This is a genomic window from Natrinema thermotolerans, assembly GCF_031165565.1.
Taxonomy (GTDB): Archaea; Halobacteriota; Halobacteria; order Halobacteriales; family Natrialbaceae; genus Natrinema; species Natrinema thermotolerans.
Genome location: NZ_CP101873.1, coordinates 622,983 through 636,962 on the forward strand (window position 1 = coordinate 622,983; position 13,980 = coordinate 636,962).

18 protein-coding genes are annotated in these 13,980 nt (G+C 67.5%); 12 read left to right on the top strand and 6 right to left on the bottom strand.

Annotated elements, in window-relative coordinates:
* Positions 1 to 64: 64 nt before the first annotated feature.
* Both NP511_RS03275 and NP511_RS03280 read left to right on the top strand, forming a co-directional pair.
* Positions 65 to 1,222: a thiolase family protein gene (locus tag NP511_RS03275; protein WP_049964387.1), complete on the top strand. Its 1,158-nt coding sequence runs from the start codon at positions 65 to 67 to the stop codon at positions 1,220 to 1,222.
* Positions 1,219 to 1,578 carry a hypothetical protein gene (locus tag NP511_RS03280; RefSeq protein ID WP_006648890.1) on the top strand — a complete coding sequence of 120 codons (360 nt, stop codon included), beginning with the start codon at positions 1,219 to 1,221 and terminating at the stop codon, positions 1,576 to 1,578. The genes NP511_RS03275 and NP511_RS03280 overlap by 4 nt, the downstream gene beginning before the upstream one ends.
* Positions 1,579 to 1,838: 260 nt before the next feature.
* Here NP511_RS03280 and NP511_RS03285 read toward each other — a convergent pair whose 3' ends face one another.
* Positions 1,839 to 2,603 carry a DUF7547 family protein gene (locus NP511_RS03285; protein ID WP_049964388.1) on the bottom strand — a complete coding sequence of 255 codons (765 nt, stop codon included), beginning with the start codon at positions 2,601 to 2,603 and terminating at the stop codon, positions 1,839 to 1,841.
* Positions 2,604 to 2,892: 289 nt separating this feature from the next.
* Between NP511_RS03285 and NP511_RS03290 the strand changes: the two genes are divergently transcribed.
* Together NP511_RS03290 and NP511_RS03295 are read left to right on the top strand one after the other, a co-directional pair.
* Positions 2,893 to 3,645 carry a ribonuclease H-like domain-containing protein gene (locus NP511_RS03290; RefSeq protein WP_049964389.1) on the top strand — a complete coding sequence of 251 codons (753 nt, stop codon included), beginning with the start codon at positions 2,893 to 2,895 and terminating at the stop codon, positions 3,643 to 3,645.
* Between the two features lie 81 nt (positions 3,646 to 3,726).
* Positions 3,727 to 4,125, top strand: a complete 399-nt coding sequence (locus NP511_RS03295) for an acyl-CoA thioesterase (RefSeq protein WP_049964390.1) — start codon at positions 3,727 to 3,729, stop codon at positions 4,123 to 4,125.
* Positions 4,126 to 4,129: 4 nt separating this feature from the next.
* Here the strand turns inward: NP511_RS03295 and ddfA are convergent, their stop codons facing one another.
* On the bottom strand, positions 4,130 to 4,423 hold the full coding sequence (gene ddfA / locus NP511_RS03300) for a DdfA family disk-determining factor (protein ID WP_049964392.1): 294 nt from the start codon (positions 4,421 to 4,423) through the stop codon (positions 4,130 to 4,132).
* Between the two features lie 297 nt (positions 4,424 to 4,720).
* On the opposite strand from ddfA, the gene NP511_RS03305 reads away from it, so the two are divergent.
* From NP511_RS03305 to NP511_RS03320, 4 genes are all read left to right on the top strand, one after another.
* Entirely contained in the window at positions 4,721 to 5,299 is a 579-nt protein-coding gene (locus tag NP511_RS03305; RefSeq protein ID WP_049964393.1) for a DUF7998 family protein, read from the top strand.
* Between the two features lie 6 nt (positions 5,300 to 5,305).
* A complete protein-coding gene (locus NP511_RS03310; RefSeq protein ID WP_049964394.1) occupies positions 5,306 to 6,526 on the top strand; it encodes a hypothetical protein in 1,221 nt (406 codons plus the stop codon).
* A 100-nt stretch (positions 6,527 to 6,626) separates the two neighbouring features.
* Positions 6,627 to 7,295 carry a helix-turn-helix domain-containing protein gene (locus tag NP511_RS03315; protein ID WP_049964395.1) on the top strand — a complete coding sequence of 223 codons (669 nt, stop codon included), beginning with the start codon at positions 6,627 to 6,629 and terminating at the stop codon, positions 7,293 to 7,295.
* A 59-nt stretch (positions 7,296 to 7,354) separates the two neighbouring features.
* Positions 7,355 to 7,720 carry a DUF7344 domain-containing protein gene (locus NP511_RS03320; protein WP_049964396.1) on the top strand — a complete coding sequence of 122 codons (366 nt, stop codon included), beginning with the start codon at positions 7,355 to 7,357 and terminating at the stop codon, positions 7,718 to 7,720.
* A gap of 96 nt (positions 7,721 to 7,816) precedes the next feature.
* On the opposite strand, the gene NP511_RS03325 is transcribed toward NP511_RS03320, so the two are convergent.
* On the bottom strand, positions 7,817 to 9,088 hold the full coding sequence (locus tag NP511_RS03325; protein WP_049964397.1) for a cation:proton antiporter: 1,272 nt from the start codon (positions 9,086 to 9,088) through the stop codon (positions 7,817 to 7,819).
* A 94-nt stretch (positions 9,089 to 9,182) separates the two neighbouring features.
* Here NP511_RS03325 and NP511_RS03330 point away from each other — a divergent pair, with 94 nt between their 5' ends.
* Positions 9,183 to 9,785, top strand: a complete 603-nt coding sequence (locus tag NP511_RS03330; RefSeq protein WP_049964398.1) for a DUF8159 domain-containing protein — start codon at positions 9,183 to 9,185, stop codon at positions 9,783 to 9,785.
* Positions 9,786 to 9,793: 8 nt separating this feature from the next.
* On the opposite strand, the gene NP511_RS03335 is transcribed toward NP511_RS03330, so the two are convergent.
* Positions 9,794 to 11,173, bottom strand: coding sequence for a hypothetical protein (locus NP511_RS03335; protein WP_211249085.1), 1,380 nt, complete (start codon positions 11,171 to 11,173; stop codon positions 9,794 to 9,796).
* 88 nt (positions 11,174 to 11,261) lie between these two features.
* Here NP511_RS03335 and NP511_RS03340 point away from each other — a divergent pair, with 88 nt between their 5' ends.
* From NP511_RS03340 to NP511_RS03350, 3 genes are all read left to right on the top strand, one after another.
* Positions 11,262 to 11,687 carry a hypothetical protein gene (locus tag NP511_RS03340; RefSeq protein ID WP_049964399.1) on the top strand — a complete coding sequence of 142 codons (426 nt, stop codon included), beginning with the start codon at positions 11,262 to 11,264 and terminating at the stop codon, positions 11,685 to 11,687.
* Positions 11,688 to 11,774: 87 nt separating this feature from the next.
* Positions 11,775 to 12,080: a CGCGG family putative rSAM-modified RiPP protein gene (locus tag NP511_RS03345; RefSeq protein WP_006181727.1), complete on the top strand. Its 306-nt coding sequence runs from the start codon at positions 11,775 to 11,777 to the stop codon at positions 12,078 to 12,080.
* A 70-nt stretch (positions 12,081 to 12,150) separates the two neighbouring features.
* Entirely contained in the window at positions 12,151 to 12,300 is a 150-nt protein-coding gene (locus tag NP511_RS03350) for a DUF7577 domain-containing protein (RefSeq protein ID WP_158413746.1), read from the top strand.
* Positions 12,301 to 12,336: 36 nt separating this feature from the next.
* Here the strand turns inward: NP511_RS03350 and NP511_RS03355 are convergent, their stop codons facing one another.
* Together NP511_RS03355 and NP511_RS03360 are read right to left on the bottom strand one after the other, a co-directional pair.
* Entirely contained in the window at positions 12,337 to 13,560 is a 1,224-nt protein-coding gene (locus NP511_RS03355; RefSeq protein ID WP_049964400.1) for a TIGR04347 family pseudo-SAM/SPASM protein, read from the bottom strand.
* Entirely contained in the window at positions 13,557 to 13,904 is a 348-nt protein-coding gene (locus NP511_RS03360; RefSeq protein ID WP_049964401.1) for an Htur_1727 family rSAM-partnered candidate RiPP, read from the bottom strand. The genes NP511_RS03355 and NP511_RS03360 overlap by 4 nt, the downstream gene beginning before the upstream one ends.
* Between the last annotated feature and the right edge of the window lie 76 nt (positions 13,905 to 13,980).

Here is a 13,980-nt window from a genome sequence, read left to right on the forward strand (position 1 = left end):
TCCCGACTTCCAATCGTTGACACGAACCCCACCTTATAAATCCCTCACTCGAGTCCAGTAAGATATGGAACCGGTTGCAATCATCGGCGCCTCGATGACCCAGTTCGGGCAACGCGAGGGGGAGTGGATCCAAGACCTCCTCGCGGAGGCCGGAATCGAGTGTCTCGAGGACGCGGGTGTCGACGCCGACGACGTCGAACACCTGTACGTCTCGAACATGGCAAGCGGCGAGTTCGAAGGCCAGACCGGCGTGCCAAACGCCCTGGCCCACGACCTCGACGCGATGCCGGCGTACACGCAACGAGTGGATCAGACCAGCTCGAGCGGCGGTGCGGGGATCTACGCGGCCTGGCAGTCGGTCGCCAGCGGGGCCAGCGACATGACTCTGCTCGTCGGCGGCGAGAAGATGACCCACAAGACCACGGGGGAGGCCACCGACGTCATCGCGTCGCTGACCCATCCCGCGGAGTACAAACACGGCGTCACGCTGCCATCCTTCGCGGGGCTGACGGCGCGACACTACTTAGAGCGGTTCGACGCGCCCCGCGAGAGCCTCGCGAAGGTGGCGGTCAAGAACCACAAAAACGGCGTCGACAACCCGAACGCGCAGTTTCAAACGGAGATCGACGTGGAGACGGCCCTCGAGTCGCCGATCGTCGCCGACCCGCTGCGGCTGTACGACTTCTGTCCGATCACGGACGGCTCGGCGGCGCTGATGCTCTGTCCCGAGTCCGTCGCCAAGGAGTACACCGACAACTACGCCCTCATCACGGGAATCGACGGCGCGACGGACACCCACGTCGTCCACGAGCGCGAGGACCCCACCGTCATGGGCGGGGTCGTCGAGAGCGGCAACGGGGCCTACGAGATGAGCGGTCGCGGACCGGAAGACATCGACGTGGCCGAACTCCACGACATGTTCACGATCCTCGAGTTCCTCCAGATGGAGGGGCTGGGCTTCGCCGAGCAGGGCGAGGCCTGGAAGCGCGTCGAGGACGGCGACACCGAACGCGACGGCGACCTCCCGATCAACACCTCCGGCGGGCTCAAGTCGAAGGGCCACCCGCTCGGAGCCAGCGGCGTGGCACAGGGCGTCGAAATCTACGAACAGGTCGTCGGCGAGGCCGGCCCCCGACAGGTCGACGCGGACGTGGGGCTGTGCTGTAACGTCGGCGGCTTCGGCAACTGCGTCATCACCACCATCATGGAGGCAGCACAATGACGATGGACGCGACCCGCTACGACGACGGCTCGATCACCTACCCCGGCCACCCGCGCGGACCGGGCGGCTCGGAACCGGTCGAAACGATCGACCTCAGCGAGTACACCGCCGAGGTCGTGACCTGGACGACCAGTACCGCGACGCCGCCGGGCGTCCGCGAACCCAACACGCTCGCGATCGTCGAGTTCGAGGTAGACGGCGAGACGGTCCGCGCGATCGGTCAGGCGACGACCGACGACCTCGAGACCGGCGACGAGGTCCGGCCGGTCCACGTCGACGAACTCCGCGAACCCGGCGCGGGCATCAGAGAGCCCGAGAGCCAGTCGTGGGACGGCTACCGGTTCGAACCGGTCTAATTCGCCAGTAGCGCGGGTTCGTTTTTCCGAACGCGGAGCCATCCCGATCATCCAGCGTGCGGTGGCGCGCGCTGTCGACTGACCGAACGACGGTGAGGGCAGTCGACGACACTGTGCGAGGGACGAGTGAGCGACTGAAATGAGCGAACGAGTCGGCTGGGGAGGGTGTGGAAACTCCCCGTTGCCACGATAGCAGAACACTTCTTCTCCCCATTCATGGCGGTCGGTCCCGTGGAAAAACGCGTCCGCAAATTCCGCCCTCAGTTCTCGTCGCTCGAGCCGTCGGCCGTTCCGTCGGCGTTTTCGCCCCCGCTCGAGCCGTCGTCCCCGCCGTCGCTCGAGGAGCCGTCAGTCCCGTCCGACGCGTCCGAATCACCGTCGCTCGAGTCGCCCTCGCCGTACTGATCCCGCAGCGTCTCGAGTTCGGCGTCGACGTCGACGGCGGGGTCCGGGTCGCCGTCGGTGCCGTCCCGACCACCGTCGTCCAGCGGCCCCTCTTCGATATCGATCGTGACGCCGCCCGCACCGTCCGATCGGTCCCGATCGGCCGCCTCCGGGTCCGTCTCCGCGGCCGCCCGAAGTCGGCTGTCGACGTCGTCGCGGAGGTCGCGGGCCTCCGCGAGGAGGTCACGGGCCTCGTCGTCAGCAGGCAACTGCCCCGACGAGGCGGCCCGCTGGAGTTCCGAGAGAACGGTATCGAGACTGGACAGCGTCGTCTGGCGGAGCCGATCCGCCTGCTCGCCGGTCGACGCGGCGGCCGTCTCGGTCCGATCCCGGACCGCCCGCTCAGTGCGGACGACTTGCAGCCCGCGCTGGAACGCCTCGAGCGCGCGGACGCTGGTCTCGAGGACGGCCAGCGCGGCGGGGATCGCGACCTCGTCGGTCACGCGCAACAGCTCCCGCGGCGTCGGCGGCCGAAGCCGCGGCCGGCGCGGACCCGATTCATCCAGTTCCGCTCGGAGCGCGTCGATCGTCCGCGTCAGTTCGCGAACGGCATCGACGAGTTCGTCCTCGTGGTCGGTCATACGATACCTACGGCCGCCAACACGAAAAGTCGGGCGGTCGCCCACCGCTCGAGTGAACCCGTTTGTTAGCACCGGAACGCCACCGCGTGCTGCTCGCGTCGGTTTCGGCTCGGAAGCATCGACGAGGGCGCGGGAGCGCCCGATGGGGAGCGTCGTCGAACGGACTGTCTCTTTGGCCAACAGCAGCTAACGCGAACCGCGACGGGACGAGAACGACCGACGGTGTGACGGCGCGACGACGCTATCGACGATCCAAGCGTTTTTAGCTACCCTGCCCCCTCTACCCGGTGTGCGAATCGAGAACAGTTTCATTCCCGTTCACGGCGTCGGAGAGACCACCGAGCGCCGGCTCTGGGAGAACGGTGTGACCCACTGGGACGAGTTCGACGGCAGCGTCGTCGGCTCGACGCTCGCGGCACGGATCGAGACGTTCATCGAGGAGGGCCGGGCCCACCTCGAGCGGGGCGACGTCTCGCCGTTCGCCGAAGCGCTGCCGGCCGCGAGCCGCTGGCGCTGTTACGAGAACGTCAGCGACGAGACCTGCTTTCTGGACATCGAGACGACCGGCCTCGACGCCGCCTGTGAGGACGTGACGACCGTCAGCCTCCACCGGGGCGGCGAGACGAAGACCTTCGTCAAGGACCGCGATCTCACGGCCGCCCGCCTCGAGCGGGAACTCGACGAATCGGCCCTGCTGGTCACGTTCAACGGCCAGCGGTTCGACGTCCCCTTCCTCGAGACGTGTTTCGACGTCTCGGTCGATGTCCCCCACGTCGATCTCATGTACCCCTGCAAGAAGCTGGGGCTGGACGGCGGGCTGAAGGCGATCGAACGCGAGATCGGCATCGACCGCGACATGCCGGAGCTGAGCGGCCGCGACGCCGTCCGTCTCTGGCACGAGTACGAAAGTGGCGACGAGGGGTCCCTCGAGACGCTCGTCGAGTACAACCGGGCCGACACCCGCAACATGGAACCGCTGATGGAACACGTCGCCGACCGGCTGCACGAGGACGTCTTCGAGGCGGCGCAGGCCGGCGACTGACTGCGATCGCGACCTTCACTTCTCGAGCCGCCGGCCGCGAGTGACCAGCTATACGGCACCCGCTCTCCTACGCGTCCGTCGATGGCCGACTACAGCTACGAGACCGAGATCGATGTCCGGCTCCGCGACATCGACTTCATGGGGCACGTCAACAACGCGGTCTACGCGACCTACCTCGAGCAGGCCCGCGAGGCCTACTTCCGGGACGTCCTCGGGATTTCGCTCGAGGAGACGACCACGGTCCTCGTAAGCCTCGAGATCGAGTACGAGCGACCGATCGAGGCCGACGAGACGGTGACAGTCGCACTGTGCGCGTCGGACCTGGGCGAGTCGAGCCTGCCGATGGCCTACGAGATCCGCGCCGACGGGAAGCGGGCAGCGACGGCACGGACCGTGCAGGTACTGGCCGAGCCGGACGGGGACGGCTCGCGGTCGATTCCGGACGAGTGGCGGCGGCGAATCGAGAACCGACGGGACTGACCCGTTACTCGAGGTCCGTCTCGGGGTCGGAGACCTCGACCTCGCCGTCGCTGTCGACGACCACGTGATAGCCACAGAAGGGGAATTCGACGCGGCCGGTCGGCCGCTGTGTGCCGTTCGATCGGGTCGCAAACAGGGCATCGAGCGCCTCGGGGTTGACGACGTCGTAGAGCGCTTCGTACTCGGGCGGCTCGAGGTCTACCGGATCGATGCCTTCCCGCTCGGCGACAGCGGCGATGATGTCGAAACAAACTGACTGGCCGGCTGTCGCATCCGATCGATCGACTGAGAGTAGCATTGGCCGGACTCTTACTTCGATCAGATATAAATCCTCTGGCCCAAACTCGAATTGAATACACATATATCACCAATGATGATCAGAACAGTATATTGGCGTATTTTTTGGGTCCCTATTAATATATATTTTTATTATATTCAGACAATCTAAAACTGTTCAGGGACCGACAGTCACGGGGAAATCACCGGTTATACCGTGGATACCGGTTTCTCACGGAAAATAGACGGCCGGATGCGACGAGTGCAGAACATGTTCGGGGAACTGCATTGGGGAGTTCGGGCAGTATAGACGAGTACAATGAACCCCTTCTCGAGCGGGCGGTCGACGGACGACGGCGACGGGTTCGACGATCCCGACGCGTTCGTTCCGGAACACCTCCCGGAGCCGGGACGGTTCCTCGAGGGTCACGACCTCCTCGAAAGAGAGGATCACGTCGCCTTCCACGAGATCTCGCGGGAACTGTTCGAGGAACGGGGCGTCTACGACGCGACGTTCGGCTACAACCTCGCGCGGCTCAACCTCGACCAGCGCCATCCCGACGCCGGCTACCGGTACGCGGTCGACGCCAACGATCCGACGGTCCTGCGGGCGGAGTTCAGCCCGACCACGGAGTTCTGTCCCCAGGCCGACGCCCTCGTCAAGGGGTCGTTCCGTGCGTGGAACGGCCTCAGCGAACGCCACGAGTACGATCTCGTCCGGGTACGCGTCCGCGAGAGCCACCACCAATCCGATACCCTGAACGACGCGCTGGCTACCCTCGAGGACACCTACCTCGAGTCCGGCGAGATGCCCAGCGAACCCGATGGGCCGGCCGTACCGAGCCCGACCACCGCCGACGGGGACGAGGACGACTCGAGCGTCCAGTCGCCCTTCTGAGGATCGATGGCCGCGTCCGGGACCGCGGCGGCGACGGTCACGCGGTGGTCGCGGACGTTCGTCGCGGTCGGCGTCGGCTTCTTTCTCGCGTGGCAAGTCGCCGTCGCAGCCGGTCTCCCGAGGGCGGCGACGGTCCCGCTCGGCGTGTATGGATTCGTCTTCCACGTCGTCTTCGGGAAGGCCTACACCCTCGTCCCGTCCTATTTCGCACGGGAGTTGGCAGTCCCGCTGGCACCCGCGATCCAGCTCCCGTTCGCGGTGATCGGAACGATCGGAACGGCCGTTGCCGGGGCCGGAGTCGGCCCGCCGGCCGTCGGCACCGCGGGCGTGGTTTGCTGGTTCGTCGGCGTGATCGTCTTCGTCGCCGCGATCGGCTGGACCGTCCGCGACAACCCGACGGGACGGGAGACCGGGACCGGCGACACCGACGCCCACCGCCGGCGGGTCGACCGGCTCGCGAACGCCGCCGTCCCCGTCGTCGTCGCCTATCTGCTCGCCGGATCGGCGCTGGAGGTGGCGCGGGCGCTCGGCCTCGAGCCGACGATCGCCCCCGCTGCCGGCCCGGCAACGACCCACCTGTTCGCGGCGGGAACGGCTGCCCTCCTCGTGTTTGCGATCGGGTTTCGCTTGCTGCCGCGGCTGCTGGTCGCCGACGTCCGCCCGGCGCTCGCGGCCGTCGTCTTGACTGGCGGCGGCGTCGGCCCCGTGCTGCTCGCCGTCGACTTCCGCGGCGGACCGGTCTTCTCGCTCGGGGCCGGCCTCGAGGCGGTCGCGCTGGTGGGCTTCGCGGCCGCCGTCACCGATCTCTCCCGACAGAGCGACCGCGACCGTGTCGGAAGCCGTGCGCTGCTGGGGGCCGCCGGCTGTGCCGGGGCCGTTGCCCTACTGGGGCTCGGGTTCGCGTTCGCGTCCGCTGGGCTCCTTCCGACGACCGCATACACAGCTCACTACCGGCTCGCCGTCGGCGGCTTCCTCGCGCTGACGATCGTCGGCATCAGCTACCGCTTCTATCCGCCCGCGGTCGCCTCGCTGTCCTGGATCGGCGACCGCACTGCACGGGCCTCGATCACGGCCCTGCTCGGCGGCCTCGCGCTCGAGGTCGCGGGCTTGCTCGGATCCGTGCCCGCGCTCGTCGGCCCCGGCCGGTGGCTCTCGGTCCTCGGCGCGGCCCTCTACGCCGCGGTCTGCTGGACGATCTTCCTCGAGCGGTCCTCGCTGACCGGCTGACGGGACGGCCGTGCGGTATCGAACGAGGAGAGCGAGTCGGGTCGCGGCTCGGTCGCATCGCGCCGTGACGTTTTAGGTCCCGGACGAGACGTATCGGACGATGGCTACCGAGGCTTCCTTTACCGTTCCGGCGGACGAGTTCCCGCTGGGGACGGTGTTCGAACGGCTGCCGGACGTGACGGTCGAACTCGAGCGGATCATCCCCGCTCGAGACGTCGTGATCCCCTACTTCTGGGTTCGCGGAACGGAGATCGACGACATCGAGAGCGCGTTCACGAACCATCCGGGCGTAGAGCGAATCCGGTTCGTCGACTCCGTCGAGGACGAGTATCTGTTGCGCGTCGAATGGGCGGTTGATTACGACGACGTGTTGACGGTCCTGACGGACACGGAGATCGCGCTCATCGAAGCCGTCGGAACGAACGTACAGTGGACCTTCGAGATCCGAGGCGACGACCGGAGCGACATCGCGGCGTTTCAGTCCCGCTGTCGGGAGTTGGGCATCCCGATCACGTTGACGGGACTGAACGCGCTCACGCCGGTCGAAACGGCCACCGAGGCGGCCGTGACCGAGACCCAGCAGGAGGCGCTGGAACTGGCCTACGAGCGGGGCTATTTCGAATCGCCGCGCGAAGTGACGATGGAAGAGATCGGCGACGAACTCGGGATCACACAGCAGGCCGTCGCGTCCCGTCTCCGGCGGGGCATCAACCACGTTCTCGGCAACACGCTCTCCGACGTTTCGGTCGATCGCCGAGAGAGTGCTTAAAAGGGTTCTGAATACTAAAAAGTGAACGTGAAGCCCGAAGGCATGCTGAAACACGCGTAATGAGCAAGAAGCCGATCGCGTTCGAAACGGTACTCGACCTCTGTCGGAATCGGCGCCGCCGCGTCGTCCTCGCAGTACTCGACGGGGAGCGGCGGCCGTTGACAGTGAACGATCTCAGGCGGACGGTCCTCACTCAAACCCATCAGACGTCAGTTACCGACGTTTCCGACGGTGTGTTAACCGAAATTCGACTCTCGCTCCGTCACACGCACATTCCGAAGTTGGAATCCGAAGGCGTGATCGAGTACGACTCGGAGCGAAAGCTCGTGCGACCGACGGACCGGTTCGACCGGCTACAGCCCCAGCTGTCCGCGATCCTCGGTGCCGATCCCGAACTCGAGGACGGAATCGAACTCCGGATTTGAACGGGAGATCCGCTGCCCGAACGGTGCGATGGGTGCCGCTCGAGCGGGTCGATTTTGCCCGTCGTTTCGACCGGCGGGCCGTCGCGTCGCGGACCGTTACTCCCGGTTCTCCGCCCGCGCCTCGAGCCAGCGGACCGCCGGCGTCGCGGTGATCCCGTGGACGACGACCGAGACGAGGACGACGGCCCCCACGAGCGCCCACAGGCGGTCGGCGTCGGGGAACGCGGCGTGGTTCAGCGCGTAGGCGAGGTAGTAAAAGGAGCCGATCCCGCGGACGCCGAAGAAGGCGATCGTCGCCCGCTCGGCCGGGTCGCGATCGAACCCGAGGAAGCCGATCAGCCCCGCCAACGGCCGGACGAGAACGACGATCGCGACGACCGCAACGACCGCCTCGAGGGTGAGCGGTTCCAGCAATCCGCCGACGATCGCGCCGCCGAAAAAGAGCATGATCAGCGCCATCATCACCTGTTCGGCGAACTCGCTGACCTCGTGGAGCGACCGGTTGTAGTCGTGGGAGCGCTCGTAGTGGCGGACCATCAGGGCAGCTACGAAAACGGCGATGAAGCCGTAGCCGCCGACGAGTTCGGTCGCGCCGTAGACCGCCAGCGTGCCCGCGATCGCCTCGAGCCCCTGTACCGATTTGGCGACCGGCGTGTCGGGCTCGGTGGCGAAGACGAGGCGAGCAGTCAGAGCGCCGAGGACGATCCCGGCGATCACGCCGACGACGATCCGGTAACCCACGTCGACCAGCAGCCACTCGCCGATCCAGTTGCCGGGCGCGAGCCCGACGAGCGCGGCGGCGATCGCGAGGTTCGTGAAGGGGAAGGCGAGCCCGTCGTTCAGCCCGGCCTCGGAGGTGAGCGCGAACCGGACCTCGTCTTCCATCCCCGCCTTTTCGTCGGCCGACTTCGCCTCGGTGCCCATCCCCGGCCCGCGGACCTGCACCTCCGAGGCCAACACGGGATCCGTCGGGGCGATACAGGCCCCGAGCAGGACCGCGGCCGGAACGGCGAAGCCGAGCCACCGGCCCAGCAGCGCCGCGCCGGCGATCGACAGCGGCATCGTGACCGCCAGCAACCGCCAGGTCGAGGCCCACTCGCGCAGCCCGGGGACGCGGTCGATCTTCAGTCCGACGCCCATCAGGGCGACGATGACGCCGATCTCCGCGAGGTGTTCGGTCGTCGTCCCCTGCTCTAAGGGATCCGGTGCGGGCAGTCCGATCGGCAGCCCGAAGGCGAGCATTCCGAACGCCACGAAGAAGATCGGCAGGGAGATCGCTCGATCGGAGACGAACCGCGGGAGGACCGCGACGCCGAACAGCGCGATCCCGATCACGACGAGGCCGACGGTGTACAGCTCGAGGGCCATCCGGGGTGAGCGACCCTACGGGAAATCGTCCCTTTACCCCGCTGCCGGCGTTTGCAGAACGAACCCATTTGCCCCGCGGCAGCGAGAACGGGGTATGGATCGGGACGCGACGGAGACGGGCGGTCGAACGCGGACGCGGCGGCGGTTCCTGCGAGCGGGAACCGTCGCCGCGACCGCCGCCCTCGCCGGCTGCATCGAGGAGATGGGAACGGAGTTTCCGACGAACGAGAAGTGGCCGATATCGGAGTACGTTCCCTCGCTGCCCGTCGCGGAACGGAGCGCGATCCTCGAGGAGCGGATTCCGGAACTCGCAGGTGCCGACATCACCGATCCCGAGGGGCTCGGATCGGCCCTCGAGGAGTACGACATGGCCGTCGAGTCGATCGAGCGCGAGCGGGACGTGGTGACCCTCGAGTACGTCAATACGGACCGCCACGACGAGGGCAATATCCACGACGTCGCGTTGCTCGCGGGCGGGTACGCTGCGCTGATCGAGACGGGGTACGACGCCGTCGCACTGGGGGCGACGATCCTCGACGACGCGCCGGCTTCCTACGGGTCGGCGACCGTCGAGACGACCTATGCCGAGGAGTACAACGCGGGCGAACTGACCGCCGCCGAGTACGGCGAGCTGGTGGTCTCGACGATCGAGTCACAGCGGTACGAGCCGGGGGTTGACGTCTCCCCCGACGAGTAGAGTCCCGTCTACTGGTCCGGCGGGACGTCGACGTCGGGCTCGCCGCCCGCCGCGGGCGACTCCTCGCCCGACTCGAGCGCGCTCGAGAGGACGCCCGCGAGTCCGTCGGGCCCGTGGCGGTGGATCGTCCACAGCATGTTCGCGACGAACAGGCCGACGCCGACGGTCGCAAGGGCGCTGCTGGCCGCGACGGCGGCCCCCGGGAGGTCGACCAGCGGCGCAGCCGCGAGGCCGGCGAACCCGACGAGCGTGGCCCAGAAGTCGGCCCGCTCGAGGCGGTCGTCGTAGAGATCGTCGATCATCGGGACCTGTTCGAACCCCAGCCGGTCGCTGTAGCGCTCGATCCAGATGATGAAGGGGACGATGTGATACAGCGACCCGATGACGACGAAGCCGAAGACGCCGAACAACAGGAGGTTCCGCCCGTCGGGATGGCCGAAGAGCGCGTCGTAGGCGAGCGGATCGGCCCACCACGTCGGCGCGGCCAGCGCGATCCAGGCGGACAGCGCCGCGACGACGACCCAGTAGCGGGCGAGCATCGGCGAGCCCTCGACGGTTGCGCCGACCAATAGTCGGCCGATGACGACCGCGAACACGGCCAACCCGACCAGCAGGGCGACCGCACCGACCCGTGCCAGCGGCTCGAGGGTGAGCCCGCGACCGAGCGCGAGCGCGAGCAGGCCCGCGGGGAAGGTCGCCTGCTCGAGTCGGAGCAGCCACTGATCGAGCCGGTCGGGGTCGGCCTGCGTGAACATCTTCCCGAGTTGGTAGAGCGCGCCGACGACGGTCGAAAGCAGGGCACCGAACAGCGCGAGCGTCGCGTGCGCGAGATGCACTTCGAACCGAGCGACGCCGACCGAGTCGAACACGGGTCGCGTGAACCCGACTGCCAGCAGGATTCCGAAGGGCGCAACGAGGGCGAACGCGGCGAGTGCGAACGCGAAGTGTCGCTCAGTGAAATCGAACGGGCGCGCGCGGGCGAGCGTCCGGCCGACGTTGTAGACGAACGTCCAGATCCCCGCCAGCATCAGGGCGGCGGGGACCGGCAACGCGGCGTAGGTACCCGCGAGCAGCGCCGTCGCGAAGCCGGCCACGCCGACGACGAGCAGCCACAGCTGTGCGACCGCGAGCCGCCGCGAGTGGATCGTCACGCCGGACCAGACAGGGACGAACTGGGTCATCGCGCCCATGATCGTCACCGCGACCCAGCCCACCAGCAGCGTGTGCAGGTGGGCGAGCCCCGACAGTCCGGGAAGCGACGCGACGGCCATGACGAACCCGCCGCCGACCCCGACGACCAGAAAGCCCAAGGCGAGAACGAAGTGTCGCAGCGGGATCGCCATCGGGGGCTGCTGATCGGTCCGTAACCCGCCCGGTATCCCGTTCATGTCCCGGGGTTCGGTCCGGATCGCCGTCCCCTTCTTCCCGAACACGTTCGGAGGGTACTGTTTGCCCGCTCGCCCCGTATCCGCACCCATGCGAACGGACCAAGCGACCACCGGTGAGACGCGACCGGCCACGACAGCCGACCGAGACATCGAGACGACCACCGTGACCGTCCGCTGTACCGGTCACGTCCGGACCGCCGTCGGGACTCACGAACTCGAGTTCACCTTCGAGGGCGACCGCCTGCGGGACTTCCTCGAGGACTTCTTTGCCGAGTACGACCTCGAGGACATGCTCATCGCCGAAACCGAGGCGGACGCGACCCACAGCGGCTGGGCCCCGGTGCCCGACGATCTGCCCGGGACCTGGCGCAAGAACCCCGAGGGCGACCAGACCAGGCCCTACGCTCGCGTCTGTGTCAACGGCCGCTTCAACGAACACCTCGGCGGGTTCGAGGCGGAACTCGAGGAGGACGACCGCGTCGCCCTGATCTACCCGTTCATGTTCTGCTGTTGATGCGGGCGTGAGGTCGCCCGTCCCGATGGACGAGAGCCGAATAGGTTCGGCTCAGGCCTTACGCCCGTCGACGGCCGAGTGACGACTATGACCGAAGACGTCTCCGGCGTCGAACCCGTGACCCGCGGCGAACACGACGCGTCCTGGTCGGCGAACCTCGAGGGGCCCGAACACGCGATGGACCGGGACCTCATCGTCGAACAGGCGAAAGACGCGATCGTGGCGACGACCGCCGGCTACCACGTCAACCTCGTCACCCACGGCGACCACGGCCACCCCGAGACCTACCTCTGGGACGAACTCGAGGCGGCCTTCGACGGCCTCCGGCTCGAGTACGTCGATCAGTGTGGCTGTGGCGGCCACGTCACTCGCGCGCACGTCCTCGAGGAGTAGATCGACCGACGGCGACGGCCTTGCAAACGTCAGCCCGGCGGCTATTCGCTCCCGTTTCGTAGCGTCGCCGATGCGTTCTCGCACGACCTCGATCGACGACCCGGTCACCTGTCGGCACTGCGGTACGGAAAACGAACACCTGTACACCTACTGTCGCCGCTGTACTGGCCACCTGCCGGCGCGGCCCGACGCCCGACGCCGAGCCGGCGGTCCGGACTGAACGCCCGCCCGATCGTTTCCTTCGTCCGATTCCCCGTCAGTCGGCTCCAGCCCCGGCCGCGCCGCCGACGGCCGACCCCGCGCCCGCGACCTCTTCGTCGGTGAGGTAACACTGCGGGTCCGGCGCGAACAGATCGCCCGTCGTCGCCAGCGCCCGCAGCCGCGACGCACCGCGACAGATCGACTTGTACTGACAGTCCGCGCACTTGCCGTTCAGCCGCTCCTCGCGGTTCCGTAGGGCCTTGAGCAACGGATTGGACTCGTCCTCCCAGATCTCGCCGAAGGGCCGGTCGCGGACGTTCCCGAGGCTGTAGCCCTGCCAGAACTGGGTGAGGTGGACGTTGCCCTGGTAGTCGACGTCGGCGATCCGCTCGCCGGTCGGATCGCCGCCGTTTCGCTCGAGGTAGTCGTAGACCGCCTGCGCCTTCGCCTCGCCGAACTCCTCACGGGCGTACTCGACGAGGTAGGCCGCGTCGGCGTAGTTGCCCACGAGCAGGGTCTCGATCTCCTCGCCGCGGTCGTGGTACTCGAGCGTGAGGTCGGCGACCTGCTTGACCGCCTCGCGTTTCTCCGCGGGGGAGAGGTCGGCGTCGACGATTTCGGCCCCGCGACCGCCGTAGTCCAGATGGTAGAAACAGAACCGGTCGAGACCTTTCTCGGCCAGCAGGTCGACGACGCCCTCGAGATCGGGCGCGTTGGCCTCGGTGATCGTATAGCGCAGGCCGGTCTTGAGTCCGACCTCGAGGCAGTTCTCGATGCCGCGGACGGCGGCGTCGAACGCCCCTTCTTCGCCGCGGAACCGGTCGTTGCGCTCGGGGAGTCCGTCGACGGAGATGCCGGCGTACTGGAGCCCGGCGTCTTTCAGGGCCATGGCCTTCTCGCGGGTCAGCAATGTTCCGTTCGAGGATAGTACCGGGCGAACGCCCCGGTCGGCGGCGTAGCCGACGAGTTCGATCAGGTCCTCGCGAACCAGCGGCTCGCCGCCGGAGAACAGCAGGACGGGCGCGCCGAAGTCGGCGAGCTGGTCGATGAACGTCTTCGCCTCGGCCGTGGAGAACTCGCCGGTCGCAGCCTGGTTCTCCGCGCCGGCATAGCAGTGCGAACAGTAGAGGTTACATCGGCGGGTGGTGTTCCAGACGACGACCGGTCGGTGCTGTTTCTCGTCGGTGATCTGGGGCTTTTTCGACTCGTCGGCCGCGTCGTAGCGCAGCCCGTCGCCCTCGGCGTCGAGATCACAGAGCAGTTTGCTGATCGAGATCACAGGCTGTTCACCTCCGACGCGCCGGCCGTTTCCTTGTAGACGCGAGGTTCGTCGCTGTCGTCATCGTCGTCGGCCTCCTCGTCCGGCCGCTCCTCGGCGTCGGCGGCCAATCCGCGCGTCGAGAACCGTTCGACCGACTCCGCCGGACAGACCCACAGATCGACGGCGTACCAGCCGAACAACCGACCGGCGTGTTCGTGGGCTTCCGTCGCGCTGGCCGCGGCGACGCTGCCGACGTGGCGCATCGGATCGCCCGCCTCGTTGCGGACGAAGACCTCCCACTGTGGCGTCGGGTTCCCGCGTTCGTCGCTGTCGACCGGGGCGCGGCGTGCTTTCTCGACCATGTCGATGTCTTCGGGACGAAAACGAAGGCCGTTGCGTGACCTCCCAACACGCGGGAATTCCCCTCGGCCGGCCCGA

Excerpts from the sequence above, each read along its gene's own strand:
- NP511_RS03280 (WP_006648890.1), top strand. The coding sequence starts at position 1,219 with ATGACGATGGACGCGACCCGCTACGACGACGGCTCGATCACCTACCCC.
- NP511_RS03285 (WP_049964388.1), bottom strand. The coding sequence starts at position 2,603 with ATGACCGACCACGAGGACGAACTCGTCGATGCCGTTCGCGAACTGACG.
- NP511_RS03360 (WP_049964401.1), bottom strand. The coding sequence starts at position 13,904 with ATGGTCGAGAAAGCACGCCGCGCCCCGGTCGACAGCGACGAACGCGGG.
- NP511_RS03325 (WP_049964397.1), bottom strand. The coding sequence starts at position 9,088 with ATGGCCCTCGAGCTGTACACCGTCGGCCTCGTCGTGATCGGGATCGCG.
- NP511_RS03350 (WP_158413746.1), top strand. The coding sequence starts at position 12,151 with ATGCGTTCTCGCACGACCTCGATCGACGACCCGGTCACCTGTCGGCAC.
- NP511_RS03340 (WP_049964399.1), top strand. The coding sequence starts at position 11,262 with ATGCGAACGGACCAAGCGACCACCGGTGAGACGCGACCGGCCACGACA.
- NP511_RS03315 (WP_049964395.1), top strand. The coding sequence starts at position 6,627 with ATGGCTACCGAGGCTTCCTTTACCGTTCCGGCGGACGAGTTCCCGCTG.
- NP511_RS03275 (WP_049964387.1), top strand. The coding sequence starts at position 65 with ATGGAACCGGTTGCAATCATCGGCGCCTCGATGACCCAGTTCGGGCAA.
- NP511_RS03310 (WP_049964394.1), top strand. The coding sequence starts at position 5,306 with ATGGCCGCGTCCGGGACCGCGGCGGCGACGGTCACGCGGTGGTCGCGG.
- NP511_RS03330 (WP_049964398.1), top strand. The coding sequence starts at position 9,183 with ATGGATCGGGACGCGACGGAGACGGGCGGTCGAACGCGGACGCGGCGG.
- NP511_RS03335 (WP_211249085.1), bottom strand. The coding sequence starts at position 11,173 with ATGAACGGGATACCGGGCGGGTTACGGACCGATCAGCAGCCCCCGATG.
- NP511_RS03320 (WP_049964396.1), top strand. The coding sequence starts at position 7,355 with ATGAGCAAGAAGCCGATCGCGTTCGAAACGGTACTCGACCTCTGTCGG.
- NP511_RS03345 (WP_006181727.1), top strand. The coding sequence starts at position 11,775 with ATGACCGAAGACGTCTCCGGCGTCGAACCCGTGACCCGCGGCGAACAC.
- NP511_RS03305 (WP_049964393.1), top strand. The coding sequence starts at position 4,721 with ATGAACCCCTTCTCGAGCGGGCGGTCGACGGACGACGGCGACGGGTTC.
- ddfA (WP_049964392.1), bottom strand. The coding sequence starts at position 4,423 with ATGCTACTCTCAGTCGATCGATCGGATGCGACAGCCGGCCAGTCAGTT.
- NP511_RS03295 (WP_049964390.1), top strand. The coding sequence starts at position 3,727 with ATGGCCGACTACAGCTACGAGACCGAGATCGATGTCCGGCTCCGCGAC.